The sequence below is a fragment of the Alteromonas sp. KUL17 genome, from assembly GCF_006538305.1.
GTDB classification, from domain to species: Bacteria; Pseudomonadota; Gammaproteobacteria; order Enterobacterales; family Alteromonadaceae; genus Alteromonas; species Alteromonas macleodii.
Genome location: NZ_BJKJ01000012.1, coordinates 58117 through 72888 on the forward strand (window position 1 = coordinate 58117; position 14772 = coordinate 72888).

Genomic DNA, 14772 nt, shown 5'->3' on the forward strand with positions numbered 1-14772 from the left:
AGCAATCCATTAAGCTTTAACCATCGAATTGAATTCGCGCCTAGATATCTACATATAAGTGCAGAGCCAATATGACTATAATTGCCGTACAACAACGTCCCGTATCAACCATTACCAAATATGCGTTGAATGCTCCTCGCTATACCTCTTACCCTACTGCACTTAAATTTGAACCGCTACAAGATGACATACTTCCACAAGCACTTGCAGTGTCAAAAGCGCCGACAGTAAGTCTCTACGTGCACATTCCATTTTGCAAAACGCTATGCTACTACTGTGGCTGCAATAAAATGGTGACGCGTCACAATGAAAAAGCGGACGAATATTTAGATTACATAGAAAAAGAAATCCTGTCTAAGCGTTATTTAACTGACGGCAGGCGTGCAGTTTCTCTGCACTTGGGTGGCGGTTCACCCAGTTTTTTGAGCGAGACTCAGCATACTTATTTAATGTACCTGCTTAAGAAACACTTTACCTTTGAAGCAGGTGCTGAACTGTCAATTGAGTTAGATCCCAGAAATATCGATAAACACTATCTTCAAAACTTAAAATGTCTCGGCTACACACGCATTAGCTTTGGTTTACAAGATACTGATTATAATGTTCAGAAAACCATAAATCGCATACAAAGCACGTCTCACATTGCCGATTTAGTATTCGAGGCTCGGTCACTGGGTTTCGACTCAGTTAACTTAGATCTAATTTATGGTTTACCGAATCAGTCAATTGAAACGTTTTCATCAACCATCGCCGCAACTAAAGCCATGATGCCAGATCGTATTTCGCTTTTTAGCTATGCACACCTTCCCGAAAGGTTCGCAGCGCAGCATAAATTTGCTGAAGAAACACTGCCAAGTAGTGAAGAAAAAGCGGCGCTTTACAAGCTTGCCGTTAACAGCTTTACAAACATAGGTTATGAAATGATTGGTCTTGATCATTTTGCCTTAAGCAAAGACTCACTGGCTATTGCGAAAAATAAAGGCGAGCTTCACCGCAACTTTCAAGGCTATACTTTACGTGGAGACACCGACCTTATAGGGTTCGGCGTATCAGCCATTAGCACGGTAGGTAATGCCTTTGCGCAAAATGCTAAGGAGCTAAAAGAATATTACCATCGCTTAGACAACCACCTGCCCAATGCGAAAGTCGGACTGTCATTAAGTGTCGACGACCTTATTCGCAGAGACGTGATTTCTAGCTTAATGTGCAATTTAGCGGTAGACAAGCAAGCAATTGCCGACAAGCACCACATCATTTTTGATGAATACTTTGCTTCAGCCTTAAACAACCTTGAAGAACTTAAAGAAGACGGGCTTATCGAAATAACATCTCGGTATATTCGAGTGCCAGAGTCTGCTCGTATTTACATTCGGGCTATTTGTGCGCGTTTCGACGCTTATTTGAACGCAAGTGAAATACTCAGTAGCTACTCCAAAGCCATTTAAACCTAGGCCAATTTAAACCGCGCAATCACTTGCATCCCTACATCAAGCTTAAGACGCGATAGAGAGATACAGCTAATGCTGGCATAAAGGGTTTGGTTACTGCCTAGTACATCAAGTTTTAACAACACTTTCGCGCTGTTTACGGTCGCTAGCTTTTTAGAAGTTAACTTTGTATCTGCGAGTTTTGTATCGGCGTTATTTTCAGGCTCGTTCAGGGGACTGAGTGGATTCACCACGGGTTCGATGCTAGATATAACACATGGCAGCGCATTTAAAATACTGATTGTGCTGGCATTGCCAAAGTCAGCAGTATTGGTATCAATGCTTACATCACAGGCTTTAACTGCAAAACGAACAGAAACTTTTTCACCGCTTTGCTGAGGCAAATAGGACACTGATTCTGCAGTGACGAATATCTCTTGCCCCGCTACCTCAACGCGCTCAATTCCGTTTTCCGACTGGCACTGCTCATTGCCTTGTAAGGTTAGAGCATTTTGATCTTGTTGCGTTTGGCTACCGTGTTTGTAGCTGACAACGGCGTTTTGTGACTGGTTGCTGTCGTGTGCGTCGCTTTGCGCAGTAACCTTAAATCCCTCAAGTACGCTAGACGGTGTCGCAAATCCTTCTTTTTCGAATACTTGAGTCAAAACATCGCGCGTTTTTCCACAAAGCTCGGTGCGGCCTTGGTCAATAAAAACCAACTCATCGCTGAACAAGGCAAGGTCATCTAAATCGTGAGAAATCACAAGGCATATGAGCTTCCCCGACACACACAAATTGTTCAAAAACTGGTAAATTTTGCGACGGGTGAAGATATCAATTGCGCTTAACGATTCATCTAGCAATAACACATCTGGTCCATTGACCAACGCACGCGCAATCGCGACCCGCTGCGCTTCTCCACCAGAAAGCGCTTGAACTGGCTTATCAATTAAATGTTCGCAATAACAGCCGCGCAAACACGCATCGATAGACATTGCATTAGGGCTTGCGTGGCGCTGCGCAAGGGCTAAATTACCGCGCACATCGGTATGGGGAAATAGCATGGGCTGCTGAAAAACGATGCCGACCTTTTGAGAGGTCCACGGCGTTTGCACTTCTGCGCTTTTTTCTACGCCAGCTAGGGCGCGAAACAAGCTGCTTTTTCCCGCACCTGATGGACCGGTAATCCCAATGAATCGGCTTTGCGGCTGCAATGAGATTTGTGCGTTAATGCGATTAGAAAGTCGCGCAGATATTTGCATGTTAACGCGCCTCATCACTTCGTGCGACACCGTTAAAACGATAGAGCGCCGCGAGCATCACGAATGAAAAAATAAGAAGGGCCAACGCAAGGTTGTGTGCACTGTTATATTCCAACGCTTCTACCTGTTCATATAGCGCGATAGACAGCACCTGAGTTTCTCCAGGAATATTGCCACCTATCATTAACACTACGCCAAACTCGCCTATGGTATGTGCAAAGCTTAAGCCTAATGCCACCACGATGGGCGCTTTGCTTAAAGGAAGCACTATTTTTATAAACGCTTCAAAGGCCGAAAACCCCAGCGTTTTTGCTACATCTAAATAACGGTTATCCAATTGTGAAAAGCCGCTGTACAAAGGCTGCAGAGCAAATGGTAGGGAGTAGATGACAGACCCCAACACCAAACCTTCAAAGCTAAATGCTAAATTGCTCCCGGTTAGGCTTTGCCATCCCTGCCCCAACGCACTTTGCGGCGAAAAAGCAATAAGCAGATAAAAACCCAGCACAGTTGGCGGTAACACCAAAGGCAACGCGAGTATCGACATCACCAAAGGCTTAGCTTTGCTCTGCCATTTCGCTAAAAACCACGCTAGCGGCAATGCGATTAACAACAGCAAACCACTGGTTATAAAGGCCAGTTTTAAGGTGAGTAATATGGCTTCAAGTGTCGATGCCCCGAAGAATTCTGTGAGCATACTTAGTTACCGACGCCCGATGCAATGGTAGGTTCATAACCCCATTCAATTAAGCTGTGCTGCACCCCTTGCGACATTAAATACTGTACGAACAGGCTGGGTGATGACACTCCATTAGCGTCACTCAAACGAAACGCTCTGGTTGTCTCTTTGTCGCCTTTGAGAACAGTCTCATCAACTGGCGCTGTCGCATTTTTAATTGGAAGTGGTTCGAACAGATTCGGAGATAATGTAGCTACCGTTTTACTATTAACCACCAACGACTGAATGATGGGTTGATACAAGGTTTCAGGTACTGGGACGATAACCGTAAAAGTATCGGCGCTTTTGGTATTAACAACACTGTTAAAATTAGAAGGCAAGTTAGAGGATAAGTCTGCGGGCAAATCTAAGGCCAATGAGTACGCAACGAACGCCCCTTTCACGCTGCCGGTGGTATAAAACTGCAAGGTTTGTAGCACGTTTTTACCCATCACTCTGTGAGGTAAAAACTGTTGCCATAAGGATAAGTTTTGCAACGCCTGTTGCGCAGCATCACCATAGGGAGCCAGTTTAGGGTTTGCGATAGCTACCTTGTTTTGAGGGTTTTCCATTAATTGAACAAGCTGCTTCGACAAGCAATCGGTAAGCTGAGCGTTTATTTGTGCAGTTGTGTCTCCAGTAGATGAGCGGGCGATTTGCTCGCAATTCCTTTTACCGGATGTTTCACGTGATGCCTCACTTGATAAGTCGCCAGCATAGACAAACGCAAGCTTGCCTTTAGCGTAATCCACCAGATTGCCGTGGTGAACTACGTTGTTATCCACCAACGCTTGCGGCCTAGCTCGATCTGCAGATAGAAACACGTCGAAGCTAGCACCATGTTGAATTTGCGCATACAAAGTACCGCTAGAAGATACCGTTACCGCGACATCTATGCCGGTTAGCTCAGTAAACTGCTCGGCAATACTCTTCAGCGGTTTTGCAAAGTTTGCCGCAACGGCTACGTTAATTTTTTCGTCGCGCTTGAAATTTACTGACTGGTTTTGTTTTTCGGCACTAATAACGCTCCCTTCATTTACATTATCATTTGCCGCTTGAAAACTGCTCGCCTGTGCCACAGAACTTGAAAAAGCCGTAACGCCTAGGGCTACACTTGCACATGTACTTGCACTTACCAAAATAAGCATCGCCAAGTTAACAAAGCTTGAAAGTCGCATTGCTAAAGAAAAGAGCATTACTTTTTGCGCATCCACTTAAGTGCCGCTTTATCGTCAGATGCTTTCGCCGCAACCCATTCAGATTTATCGCCCTTAAACTCTTTTTTCCAAAGCGGTACCGACTGTTTAAGCATGTCCATTAAGTAGCAGGCAGCGTCAAACGCCGCCTGGCGGTGGGGAGCGGCGGCACCTACCCATACAATTTGCTCGTTGTTGTGTATGCGCCCTACTCTGTGCAGTGCGCCAGCACTGTTAAGTGAAAAGCGTTCGCTCGCTTGTTCAACCAGAAGCATTAATGCTTTTTCAGTCATGCCCGGGTAATGCTCTAATTCGATGCCGTCTATGTCGCCAACGTTATTAAAATCTCGCACTAGCCCAGTAAAAGTAACAATCGCGCCGGTGTTGCCGCAGGCCTTTTCATCTGCCGACTGTTTTAGCCTAGCGTAAAGCTCTCCTTGGTCGAAATCTTCAACTTGAACTAGCGCGAACATAGCTAGCCCCCTGTCACAGGTGGAAATAGCGCCAGCTCATCACCGTCGCTAAGTACTGTTTGCAGATCGCAAAGCTCTTGATTACAGGCAGTAAGCACACTGCCCTCTAGTGCTAATGCCCACTTGTCACTACGCGTTTTAAGCTGCGATATCACGGTCTCAATGGTGCTGTTCTCGCTTATATGAAGCGCGATATTGTCCTCTCCCGTGATCTCTCGGGTTTGTGCGAATGTTTTTACCGTTACCTGCATGCTTTGCCTGTTATCTACGTTGTTAAGGTCGCTTTGTGCGCGCTAATTAATCTTGCCAAGCCTCTGAAATGGGTTGAGCCTAAAATGCGTTGCTTTTTGAGTGCGTGTACGCTTTATGCACGTCATTTTTTAGCTCACTGGCCTTTCACTGGCCTTTGTGAAAACTAGGTGTCGGACTGCCAATGGCCTGTCTTACCGCCTTTTTTCTCCAGTACCCGTACCCCTTCCATATGCATGCCAGGGTCGATGGCTTTGCACATATCAAACAAGGTTAACAGCGCCACATTTACACCCGTGAGCGCTTCCATTTCAACGCCGGTTTTACCGCTTAGCTTACAATAACAGGTGGCTTGAATTCGATTCTGATCGGCCTGAATGTCAAAATTAATATCCACCTTTGACAGTGCCAATGGGTGACAAAGAGGAATAAGATCGGCGCAGCGTTTCGCCCCTTGAATACCCGCTACACGGGCAACTGCAAATACATCACCTTTTGCAATTTTTGATTCAGAGATTTGGCGAATAACGTCTTCGCTTACGTACAAAAAACCTTCTGCTGTGGCTTCTCGCTTGGTAACGTCTTTGTCGCTAACGTCGACCATATTGGCTTCGCCACCAGCGTTTAAATGGCTAAAGGTACTCATGCTTCCACCAGATGCTTTACGAAATTACACGGTCTAAAGTCGGCATCAAGCTGGCTAGAAATAATTTTTTCCCACGCAGTACGACACGCGCCTGTTGAGCCTGGTAAGCAGAAAATAACCGTATTATTAGCAAAGCCCGCAACCGCGCGAGACTGAATGGTTGATGTACCAATCTCTTCATAGCTAATTTGACGGAATAGCTCGCCAAAGCCGTCGACTTCTTTATCGAACAATACACTGATGGCCTCTGGCGTTGAGTCACGGTGGGTAAAACCTGTACCACCAGTAATTAATACGGCGTGAATGTTTTTATCGGCAATCCATTTCGACACCACGGCGCGCTGCTGATAAATATCGTCTTTCACCAAATCGCGATCGTAAAGGTTATGGCCAACCGAGGTAAGCGCCTCTTTCAAGTAGTCTCCCGACTTGTCGTTTTCGAGGGTGCGCGTATCTGAAATAGTGAGTACGGCAATATTAAGGGGTTGGCTGACAACTGACATATGAAATCCTAATTTGATATGCGACATTTTGGCGGTTTTTGATAAAGTACCAGCCAAAATACTATTTGGTAATCACTTTATAAGGGTGCATGCCATGAATTCAACAACTAAGTTGGCATAAACTATGTCTAAAAGCCTAACTCATCAGCAGGCTATGCGTTATAACCGCCATATCGTGCTTCCAAAAGTGGATCTAGACGGTCAAGAAGCGCTGCTAAACGCCAATATTTGTATCATTGGTATTGGCGGGCTTGGCACCGCGGCTGCTACTAACCTTTGCGCCAGTGGCGTGGGCTCTCTTACACTTATCGACCACGACACAGTTGAGGCCACCAACCTGCCAAGGCAAACCTTGTTTAGCGAACAAGATGTAGGCACAAATAAAGTAGAGGCGGCTAAAGCGCGGCTTAGTGCAATAAACAGCGACTGCGACATTACCGTAATAGCAGAACCGTTTTCGGCGCCCAGCTCTACTCAGCTTTCACCAGTATTAAAACAAGCCATAGAGCGTGCTGACGTTGTGCTAGATTGCACCGACAATACAAACTCGCGAGATTTAATAAACCTACTGTGTTTTAAACTAAATACCCCGCTAGTATCGGGTGCAGCCATTCGCTTTGAAGGCCAGCTTTTCGTAGCTATACCCGGTGAGAGCCGCTGCTATGCATGCTTACGAACGCTATTTGAATCACCCGATTTAAGCTGTGTTGAGGCAGGTATATTCTCGCCAGTAGTAAATATTGTTGGTACTTACCAAGCAATGCTAGCTATGCAAGTATTGATGGATTTCGATAATATTCCTAAAAACACGTTAATGACGTTTGATGCGCTTTCGCACGAGTGGCGAAACTGGAAACTACCTAAAGGCGTAGATTGCGAGCTATGTGCTTGTTAAGTTTATGTGCATTTGCGGCATGAATTCTAAAAAAGTGATTAAAAACAATAGACTAAAACAAAGAACAAGACAGAAAATAGGTTGATTTAAATGACAACCCAAGTAGTGAAAAAACACATGGTAGTGGCGCAAAACGCGTCTGGACGTAACATGAACGTGCCAATTTATCGAATGAAAGGAGCGCGCCCTGGCCCCACCGTGTATATTCAAAGTTCTATTCACGGCGCAGAAGTACAAGGTAACGTGGTTATTTACCATCTCATTCAGCGCTTAAAAGACATGGATATTTGCGGCGAAATTATCCTAGTGCCCAACTGTAATCCCATTGGTACTAACATTAAAGCCGGTGAGTACACATTAGGCCGGTTCGATCCTGTGAACGGCACAAACTGGAACCGCGGCTATTTCTTCGATAAAGAAGCAGTTGAGCATTTCGCCAAAACGGTAACCCGCGAAGAGTCAATTGACGGCATAAAACAACGTTTTCGTGCTCACTTGTCTAACGCTATCGACAACAAATTGGCTGAACCATGGGGTTTAGGCTTGGCACAGCAGTTAAACCTAAAGCTACAGCAAATGGCGGTCAACGCCGATTTCGTGTTAGATCTCCACAACGGCCCGGTGTCTACCCGCCACGTTTATATTCCCGAGTACGCCAAAGACAGTGCTAAGCTGTTTAACATTCCCCATTGTATTTTTATTCCAAACGTATTTGCGGGGGCGTTGGACGAAGCGACGTTCTGCCCATGGTGGACACTGCAAGAAAGCATAAAAACTAATTTAGCGCGTGAGGTAAGCTTTAACGTTGAAGCGTTTACGCTTGAAATGGGTAGCCAAGAAGTTATCGACTTTAACGAAGGTAATATAGACGCCACCAGTATTCTTAGCTACTTAAACGCCAAAGGCGTATTGCACGAATGCGATATTAAACCGACAGAAATGAAGCGTTTAGGCGTGTATTTAAAAGACTATAAAACCCTGTTTACTAACTGGGGCGGCATGGTGGAGTACATGGCGAAACCAGGCCAAACGGTGAAGAAAGGCGAACCACTGGCGCAAATTTTAAATATTGACGATCTGGATACCGACAACGGCAGCAGGACCTTAGAAGCGCCTTGCGATTTGATCCCTATTCTACACTTCCCGTCGGCTTCGGTATTGAGTGGGACGCAGTTGTATAAGGTGTTTACGAATTATAAGGAGTTGTAGATTTTTGTACGCAAGTTGATGGAGTAAAACTTTATTACATCATGGTTGATTAGGGTATGTAGATACGGCTCACACAAGCTGCTGGTTTATTCTTTGAATTAATTCCTGCCGTTCAATACATTAAATTTAACGGCAGAAGAGTACCTTAAGATGCCCATCGCACAAAGGCACTTCGATGGCTGCAATGAGCGTGAAGCGGACACTTGGTCATACCTGCTTCATTGAGCAATTTTAAACAATTAGCGGACCGTCAATATCAAGTCAAGCGGCGCAGCTTTGCTGCCGAACTCTGGCATTAGTAAAGTAACTCATAGGCTCAAAAGAGGGTTAACCTCTATTTTGACCGGGAAAGAAAGTTTAAGGTTAACTGGCTCATTCTTTCGTCTATGCCGCAATGAGTAAATTTCATTCTCATCAAAGACTTGAATTAATGCTGATAAAGTCACTTTCGTTCCTGATAAAGCTTCAAAAAAAGTACTTTTAAATTGATACGTATTATTCGATTCATCTCTTGAGAGTTTAAATTTTTTAGAATAACTAACTGATGGTATCTCCGTGATAACCGAAAACTCCTTCGCAATTATCGCAATAATATCGAAAGACACTCTAAGAACAATTTCTAGGTTGTGCTCTCTACCTAAGTTGTCTGTAACTTTTATGCCCTTATCAATAGCATAATAAGAGCCTTCAGAATCCTTGTTAACAATTATAAGTATCGATTCACAAACCTGCTCTATATCGGATACTAGCGGGTTATGCCTGTCAATTTTTTTATGCTTATAGGCATTGGCTATATCAAAGGTATATTTCAAAAACTTTCCGCTTACTTTCTTTTCACCGATACTAAAACTTCTTTTGAAAAGTGCTTCCTTGAATTTACCTTGCCCCGAAACACTGTATTTCGATTTTACCAATTCTCTATTATCAATGAATAGATACTCGATGAAGCTACTTATAGAGCTCGCGAACTTACAGGCGTCTAATTTTGACTCGTAAGATCCTATCGGAAACTTTTCTATATTGAGCGAATTTAGAAATCTTTGATAATGATAAAATGTATCCTTAATGAAAAAGTCAAAACATTCCATTTTTGAGATATCCTTTTAGAAACGATCAGTACTTATAAGTCAGGCTTTATAGTAATACCTGATCCCTCAGAAAAACAATGCTCTCTTTTTTCATGCTGAAGTATACACAATGTCCGCCTCACATACGTTGCAGCTCCTAAGTGCTAGCTGTTCATTGAGACAAGAAGCCGTCGTTCATCTTTTACCTATGGGCATGTAATGCTTAAGTAAACTAGGCGAAAAAGGAACAGAAACTAAACGCTGAGTATGCTTTGGGCTGACTCACAAATTGCCCAAAACACTTTCAATCCAGTCTCGGTAGTTTGACACCCTAACTTGATAAGCAGTAGTACCATATAAACCGCCTTTAAAATTAGCAAGATCTCCACGCCAAAATTGCCAACTCGATAAACCAACCAAATAAGTCTTACCGTTTTCAGTTATCACTGAAGCTCCGCCACTATCACCAGCACCGTGCATTCCTTCAAGGGGCAATGCTTCAGGTGGTTTATTAAATTTATATGAGAGCCAGTTTCCTTTTGAAGATTCAATAATATTTCTAAAATGGTTTAATTCTCGTAATGATTTTGTTTCGAGGTTTTCACCAATTTCTCCGTTACCTGTTGCTCCACGACCAAATACCGTGATTTCTTTACCCGCTTGGTCAATGTTTGGGTAGATATCAATTGGTTCACTCGTTGTAACAGGGGAAGATAGCTTTATTAGAGCTATATCACTTCTAGATTCTAGAAACTTCATTAAGGGAGCTGCATCACCTTTAAAGAGAACCCCATCTGGTTCAATATAAAGTGGATGTATGTGAACCTCTTCTATTTCAAAGACTTTATCGCCAACACGTAATTTTTTACCTATGTAATTATAAAAAATGGTATGAGCGACTGTCACAACCCATTGAGGTTTTATCAATACCCCATGACCTTCGTGAGGTAGGTCAATTAAGTATTCGGGTACTATTTCTAAGACATAATTGCGGGAAGGAATATCGTGCCGTTTCACTACAGCATTACTACTAGTTGCAATGAAAAAAGCAAAAAATAAAACCAAAATTTTCATATTACATCCATGTAGATTTAGGGCTAACTAAAAGCTGCTAACAAAGACCCCATACTAACACTCGTTTTGACTGAAAAACCATCTAACATTTACTCTTGGAGAGGATATTAGACATCCGCATCACTTATTCTTCCGCCGTTTAATTACAAAGAATCGAACGGCAGCTTCTGGCACAAGTCGGAAGTAACGGAAAAAAGCTGCTGTATTCATCAAGTGTACTTAAAATGAATTAACGCTAATCTAATAAAAAGCGCCTAAGATCTTGTTCGTGCCACATTATGTGCAAAGTAAAGGCTTTGTTGTCCTCAAACTTATAAAAAATTCGACAGGGCTTTACATAAAGCTCGCGGTAATTTAGAGATGGTAATTCAGAGACTGACTTTACTGATTTAGAATATTCCTCAAGTATGTCTACTTTGGCGAAGACTTCTTTAACCAGTTTCTTTGCCGCAACTAAGTTAAATACCGCTATGTATTCAGCAATCAGGTCTAAGTCATTTAGAGCAGGTTCTGTCCATACTATTTCAGCCATTTATCCATTTTCTCTTTGGCCTGCAGGTTAGTTAAAACATCATCATTTCTTATTGCCTGCTCACCTTTTGCAATACCTTCCAGAATCGACATGCGCTTTTGCATCATCTCATAATCATCGACATCAACTAAGTAAGCCGATGGCTTACCATGCTCAGTAATCAAAACAGGCTCTTTTGAAGTGTGCAGGTCTTGCAGAATTTTTGTGGCTTGCCTCTTCAATGTCGTAATTAATTCTACTTTCACGATGCAGGTTCCTGCTGTCACTATAGTATCGCTTAACGATTACCACACAAGATTTCATTCGCTCAGAGCAGAGTTACGAGGTAACTAATCACACTTTACTTCACCCAAACTAACGCGATATTTAAACTCACCACGCTGATTAAATACGTCAAAACCATTATCAGAAGTTTTAAGCTCAAGCTCCCATACCCAATTTGTTTTTTCAATAAACCTTAATTCATAGCGGTTTAAAGGTAGTGGACATTTTAAATAGAAATAATGGTAGGCCGTACCCATGGCTCCTGAGTCCGCTGTAAACACGTAAATAGTGTTATTTCCTATTTCGAATTCTTTATGAAAGTAGTCTCGGTTAGCTCCTAGTGTTGCATCAATCAGTACACCTAATAGACCTATCGCAATCTGAATAAGCGCCACTATTGCTAAAACACAGTTCAAAGCAACAGTTAACCATTTACTTTTAACAAGATATCTCAATCTACCGTGCTGCGTGAAAAGCAGGTACACACCTGCGCAAAGCGCTATAAGCTTAACTAAGGCTAACGCGTCGCCGACCTGTGACATAAACCGGGGGGAATGGTAATTTAAGCCCCACAGCACACCGCCATGCAGGCTTTCTACTAATGGAACTATTATTAGAAGTAGTATAGCGAGTAAGGATGTGACCAAGGCCGCAAAGTTTCTTTGCGGCACTTGCTTGTTACTCGGGCTATGATTTTACTCTAATTGCGTTGTCCCTAACATTAATTATCAACTTTCTTAAATCGGCGAACCAGGCGGAAGCGGTTCTACTTCAAAGGTACTTGGCCATGCCTTACTAGCCCAATAAGTATCGAACTGTTCTTTCAGTATTTCATACTGATTGTCGTCTGCTTTGTCGTCTAACCATTCGCTAAATTCAAGCAGAGCAAGTTCGGCTTCCATTCTTACTTCAGGCGCCAACTTATCGTTAGTTACTGCTTTCATCACTGCATTTAACGCCACTAACTGTAAGCGTTTTGCTAATGGGCTTTGTGACTTATTTTTATACCAGTGAACGTTAAGTATTTGCTTCACCAGCATAGAAACGCCTACTTTTTTGCGTCTGTCATTAGTGCTTCTTGTCTGCCACTCTAAGCGGTTTAAGCGCTCTGGGTGCAATAGTAATTCAAACGCAAAGTTAGATGCTGAAGCAGCCGCAGAAACAGGGTCTAACATTAACCCCATTTTGCCCTTAAAATGCTCGCGAGTAATATCGTCGCCATACGCTGTCGGTGGAATAAGGGCGAGTACCGATTCAGGTATCGTCAGGTAATCAGCGGTAGTGGCCGTAATTAACTGCTGCATAGCGCGTTGCTGCACTGCAGGCGCTACAAACTGTTGGCCCTGTGCTTTGGTATAGTCACCTTTGCGTTCGTATTCATACACTAAGCCGCCGACTTGCTTTGCAACGGCTTCTAACTGATAACGGTGGAGTAAGTAAATAGGCACTAAAGCATTTTCAAGAGAGGATAAACTGCTATTTGGGCTTAAGGTGTCTAAACCTAAATTGGCTAACGCCAGTTCGCGTACTTGTGAAATTTCATCGAAAGCATCTAGCGGATTGCTACCGTTTTCCCACATATGGCCGTTTGCCGATGCATGGCGACTACTACGGGTATCGGGGTCTGACTTAAAACTTAAACCCTCATTACGGCCTCTTACGATAATTTTTGCCAAGGCTTCCGTTGCCTCTACGTCGCTGGCAAAATCTTGATAGCCATACGCGACGGCGTGAATATCCCATGCGCCTATGCCTTTATCATACGTGCCTTCCAAGCTAATTTTGCCGTTTTTAATACTAATTTTGGGGTGAGGATAATCCATTACCGACGCACGGTTATTTTCACTTGCCGCAAAGTTGTGGGCTATACCCAATGTGTGCCCTACTTCGTGGGCTGAAAGTTGCCTAATGCGGTCTAAAGCCATTTCTTGCTGTGCAGTGGTGTCGGTGCTCCCGTCCTTAAAAGGACTGGTTAGGCCAAGGGCAATTAAATAATCTTGTCTTACACGCAATGAGCCGAGCGTAACGTGACCTTTGATAATTTCACCAGTGCGCGGGTCGACAACCGACGAACCATAAGACCAACCGCGCGTTGCGCGATGTACCCAGTTGATTACGTTATAGCGCACGTCCATTGGGTCGGCACCTTCGGGCAATACTTTCACCTGAAACGCATCTTTGTAGCCTGCGGCTTCATAGGCTTGATTCCACCAGCTCGCCCCTTCTCTAAGCGCGGTCATTACGGGTTCTGGAATACCAGGATCTAGGTAATACACAATAGGCTCCACTGCTTCGCTCATTGCAGCATGCGGGGTTTTCTTGTTTAAACGATGGCGGGTAATAAAACGCTGTTCAGTAGGCTCGCTGATAGGCGTTGAATAATCAAAGTAACTGAATTTCCAGTAGCCCGAGTACGGGTGGTACTCTCTGGGCGTGTAATTGTCGTCAGGCAGAGCCACAAACGAATGATGCAAGTGCACCGACAAGCTTTCTGGGTCGGGCGTAACTTGCTGCACGTATTCGCCTGGCTTCTTACCTGCAAAGGTGACTAAAGCCTCTAATTCAGTATTTTTTTCAAAGCCTTTGGTTTTAGGTAAATACACGCCGCTTCGCATGTTATCAACGCTGAAGCTACCTTGGTTGGTTCGCGCCATACGGTTTCCTATACCGTGAATATCACTTAACAGAAAAGGCGTATAGTCGATAAGGCTAACTTTGTCGCTTTTTGCTACCAGCGTAAAACCAGCAATAACCGAATCTGCGAAAGCTTCATCAATACTCTGCTTTTCAGCTTCGCTGCCGTGGGCCGCGCGGTATTTGGTGTTGTGCTGCTTTAATAAAACCTTATTACCAAATTTTTCAAAGCTGACTAAGCGCGTGTCGCCTAACTGGCCGCGATCAAGGCCAATATCGTTTGAACCTACGCCATAAGGCAAACTGCTTTGGAACAAGTACTCTGCGTTTTTAATTGGCACGGCTAAGTAAACTTTGTCGCTTTCATCGTCATAGTAAACAGGAATTAAACCATCTTTTTTGGTCATATCGCTGGTGAATTCACCAATGCTTGGTAACGCTGCCCAAGCTGAAGATGCAGACACGACAAACAATACCGTAAACGCAAAAGCTGATTTACCCGATGCTTTCACCTGTCGCGCGGCTTTGTGAAAAATGTTCAATTGCAGCATGCAGTTAGTCCTTATTATTGTGAATTTCTAGCCTACCCTATGTAAGAGATTTTGCCCATGGTAATTCGTCGT

At 43.7% G+C, this 14772-nt stretch carries 16 protein-coding genes; 3 read left to right on the forward strand and 13 right to left on the reverse strand.

Going from position 1 to position 14772, the window contains the following annotated elements; all coding sequences use genetic code 11:
* Window positions 1-71: 71 nt before the first annotated feature.
* Window positions 72-1445 (forward strand): oxygen-independent coproporphyrinogen III oxidase, encoded by a 1374-nt coding sequence (gene hemN, locus KUL49_RS12010; RefSeq protein ID WP_131137427.1) that lies wholly within the window; start codon window positions 72-74, stop codon window positions 1443-1445.
* Between the two features lie 2 nt (window positions 1446-1447).
* Here hemN and KUL49_RS12015 read toward each other — a convergent pair whose 3' ends face one another.
* From KUL49_RS12015 to moaB, 7 genes are all read right to left on the reverse strand, one after another.
* The gene (locus KUL49_RS12015) at window positions 1448-2689 is read right to left on the reverse strand and encodes an ATP-binding cassette domain-containing protein (RefSeq protein WP_131137428.1); all 1242 of its coding nucleotides are present in this window, start codon (window positions 2687-2689) and stop codon (window positions 1448-1450) included.
* A 1-nt stretch (window position 2690) separates the two neighbouring features.
* On the reverse strand, window positions 2691-3386 hold the full coding sequence (gene modB, locus KUL49_RS12020) for a molybdate ABC transporter permease subunit (RefSeq protein WP_014976765.1): 696 nt from the start codon (window positions 3384-3386) through the stop codon (window positions 2691-2693).
* Between the two features lie 2 nt (window positions 3387-3388).
* Complete coding sequence (modA, locus tag KUL49_RS12025; RefSeq protein WP_131137429.1) at window positions 3389-4621, reverse strand: molybdate ABC transporter substrate-binding protein; 1233 nt, start codon at window positions 4619-4621, stop codon at window positions 3389-3391.
* Window positions 4603-5076, reverse strand: a complete 474-nt coding sequence (locus KUL49_RS12030; RefSeq protein ID WP_131137430.1) for a molybdenum cofactor biosynthesis protein MoaE — start codon at window positions 5074-5076, stop codon at window positions 4603-4605. The genes modA and KUL49_RS12030 overlap by 19 nt, the downstream gene beginning before the upstream one ends.
* 2 nt (window positions 5077-5078) lie before the next feature.
* Entirely contained in the window at window positions 5079-5327 is a 249-nt protein-coding gene (locus KUL49_RS12035; RefSeq protein WP_014949773.1) for a MoaD/ThiS family protein, read from the reverse strand.
* A 164-nt stretch (window positions 5328-5491) separates the two neighbouring features.
* Window positions 5492-5971, reverse strand: coding sequence for a cyclic pyranopterin monophosphate synthase MoaC (moaC, locus tag KUL49_RS12040; RefSeq protein ID WP_014949774.1), 480 nt, complete (start codon window positions 5969-5971; stop codon window positions 5492-5494).
* Window positions 5968-6474, reverse strand: coding sequence for a molybdenum cofactor biosynthesis protein B (gene moaB, locus KUL49_RS12045; RefSeq protein WP_014949775.1), 507 nt, complete (start codon window positions 6472-6474; stop codon window positions 5968-5970). Before moaB ends, moaC begins: the two co-directional genes overlap by 4 nt.
* Window positions 6475-6598: 124 nt before the next feature.
* Between moaB and KUL49_RS12050 the strand changes: the two genes are divergently transcribed.
* Together KUL49_RS12050 and KUL49_RS12055 are read left to right on the forward strand one after the other, a co-directional pair.
* Window positions 6599-7369 carry a HesA/MoeB/ThiF family protein gene (locus KUL49_RS12050; RefSeq protein ID WP_131137431.1) on the forward strand — a complete coding sequence of 257 codons (771 nt, stop codon included), beginning with the start codon at window positions 6599-6601 and terminating at the stop codon, window positions 7367-7369.
* Window positions 7370-7459: 90 nt separating this feature from the next.
* Window positions 7460-8578 carry a succinylglutamate desuccinylase/aspartoacylase family protein gene (locus KUL49_RS12055; protein ID WP_131137432.1) on the forward strand — a complete coding sequence of 373 codons (1119 nt, stop codon included), beginning with the start codon at window positions 7460-7462 and terminating at the stop codon, window positions 8576-8578.
* 308 nt (window positions 8579-8886) lie between these two features.
* Here the strand turns inward: KUL49_RS12055 and KUL49_RS12060 are convergent, their stop codons facing one another.
* The 6 genes from KUL49_RS12060 to KUL49_RS12085 form a co-directional block, all read right to left on the reverse strand.
* Entirely contained in the window at window positions 8887-9666 is a 780-nt protein-coding gene (locus KUL49_RS12060; RefSeq protein WP_131137433.1) for a hypothetical protein, read from the reverse strand.
* Between the two features lie 261 nt (window positions 9667-9927).
* The gene (locus KUL49_RS12065; protein WP_131137434.1) at window positions 9928-10719 is read right to left on the reverse strand and encodes a trypsin-like serine protease; all 792 of its coding nucleotides are present in this window, start codon (window positions 10717-10719) and stop codon (window positions 9928-9930) included.
* A gap of 235 nt (window positions 10720-10954) precedes the next feature.
* Entirely contained in the window at window positions 10955-11251 is a 297-nt protein-coding gene (locus KUL49_RS12070) for a type II toxin-antitoxin system RelE/ParE family toxin (protein ID WP_131137435.1), read from the reverse strand.
* Window positions 11239-11496, reverse strand: a complete 258-nt coding sequence (locus tag KUL49_RS12075) for a type II toxin-antitoxin system Phd/YefM family antitoxin (protein WP_131137436.1) — start codon at window positions 11494-11496, stop codon at window positions 11239-11241. Before KUL49_RS12075 ends, KUL49_RS12070 begins: the two co-directional genes overlap by 13 nt.
* Window positions 11497-11580: 84 nt before the next feature.
* Window positions 11581-12186, reverse strand: a complete 606-nt coding sequence (locus tag KUL49_RS12080) for a hypothetical protein (protein ID WP_242633818.1) — start codon at window positions 12184-12186, stop codon at window positions 11581-11583.
* 66 nt (window positions 12187-12252) lie between these two features.
* Entirely contained in the window at window positions 12253-14700 is a 2448-nt protein-coding gene (locus KUL49_RS12085) for a zinc-dependent metalloprotease (RefSeq protein WP_131137437.1), read from the reverse strand.
* Window positions 14701-14772: the final 72 nt, after the last annotated feature.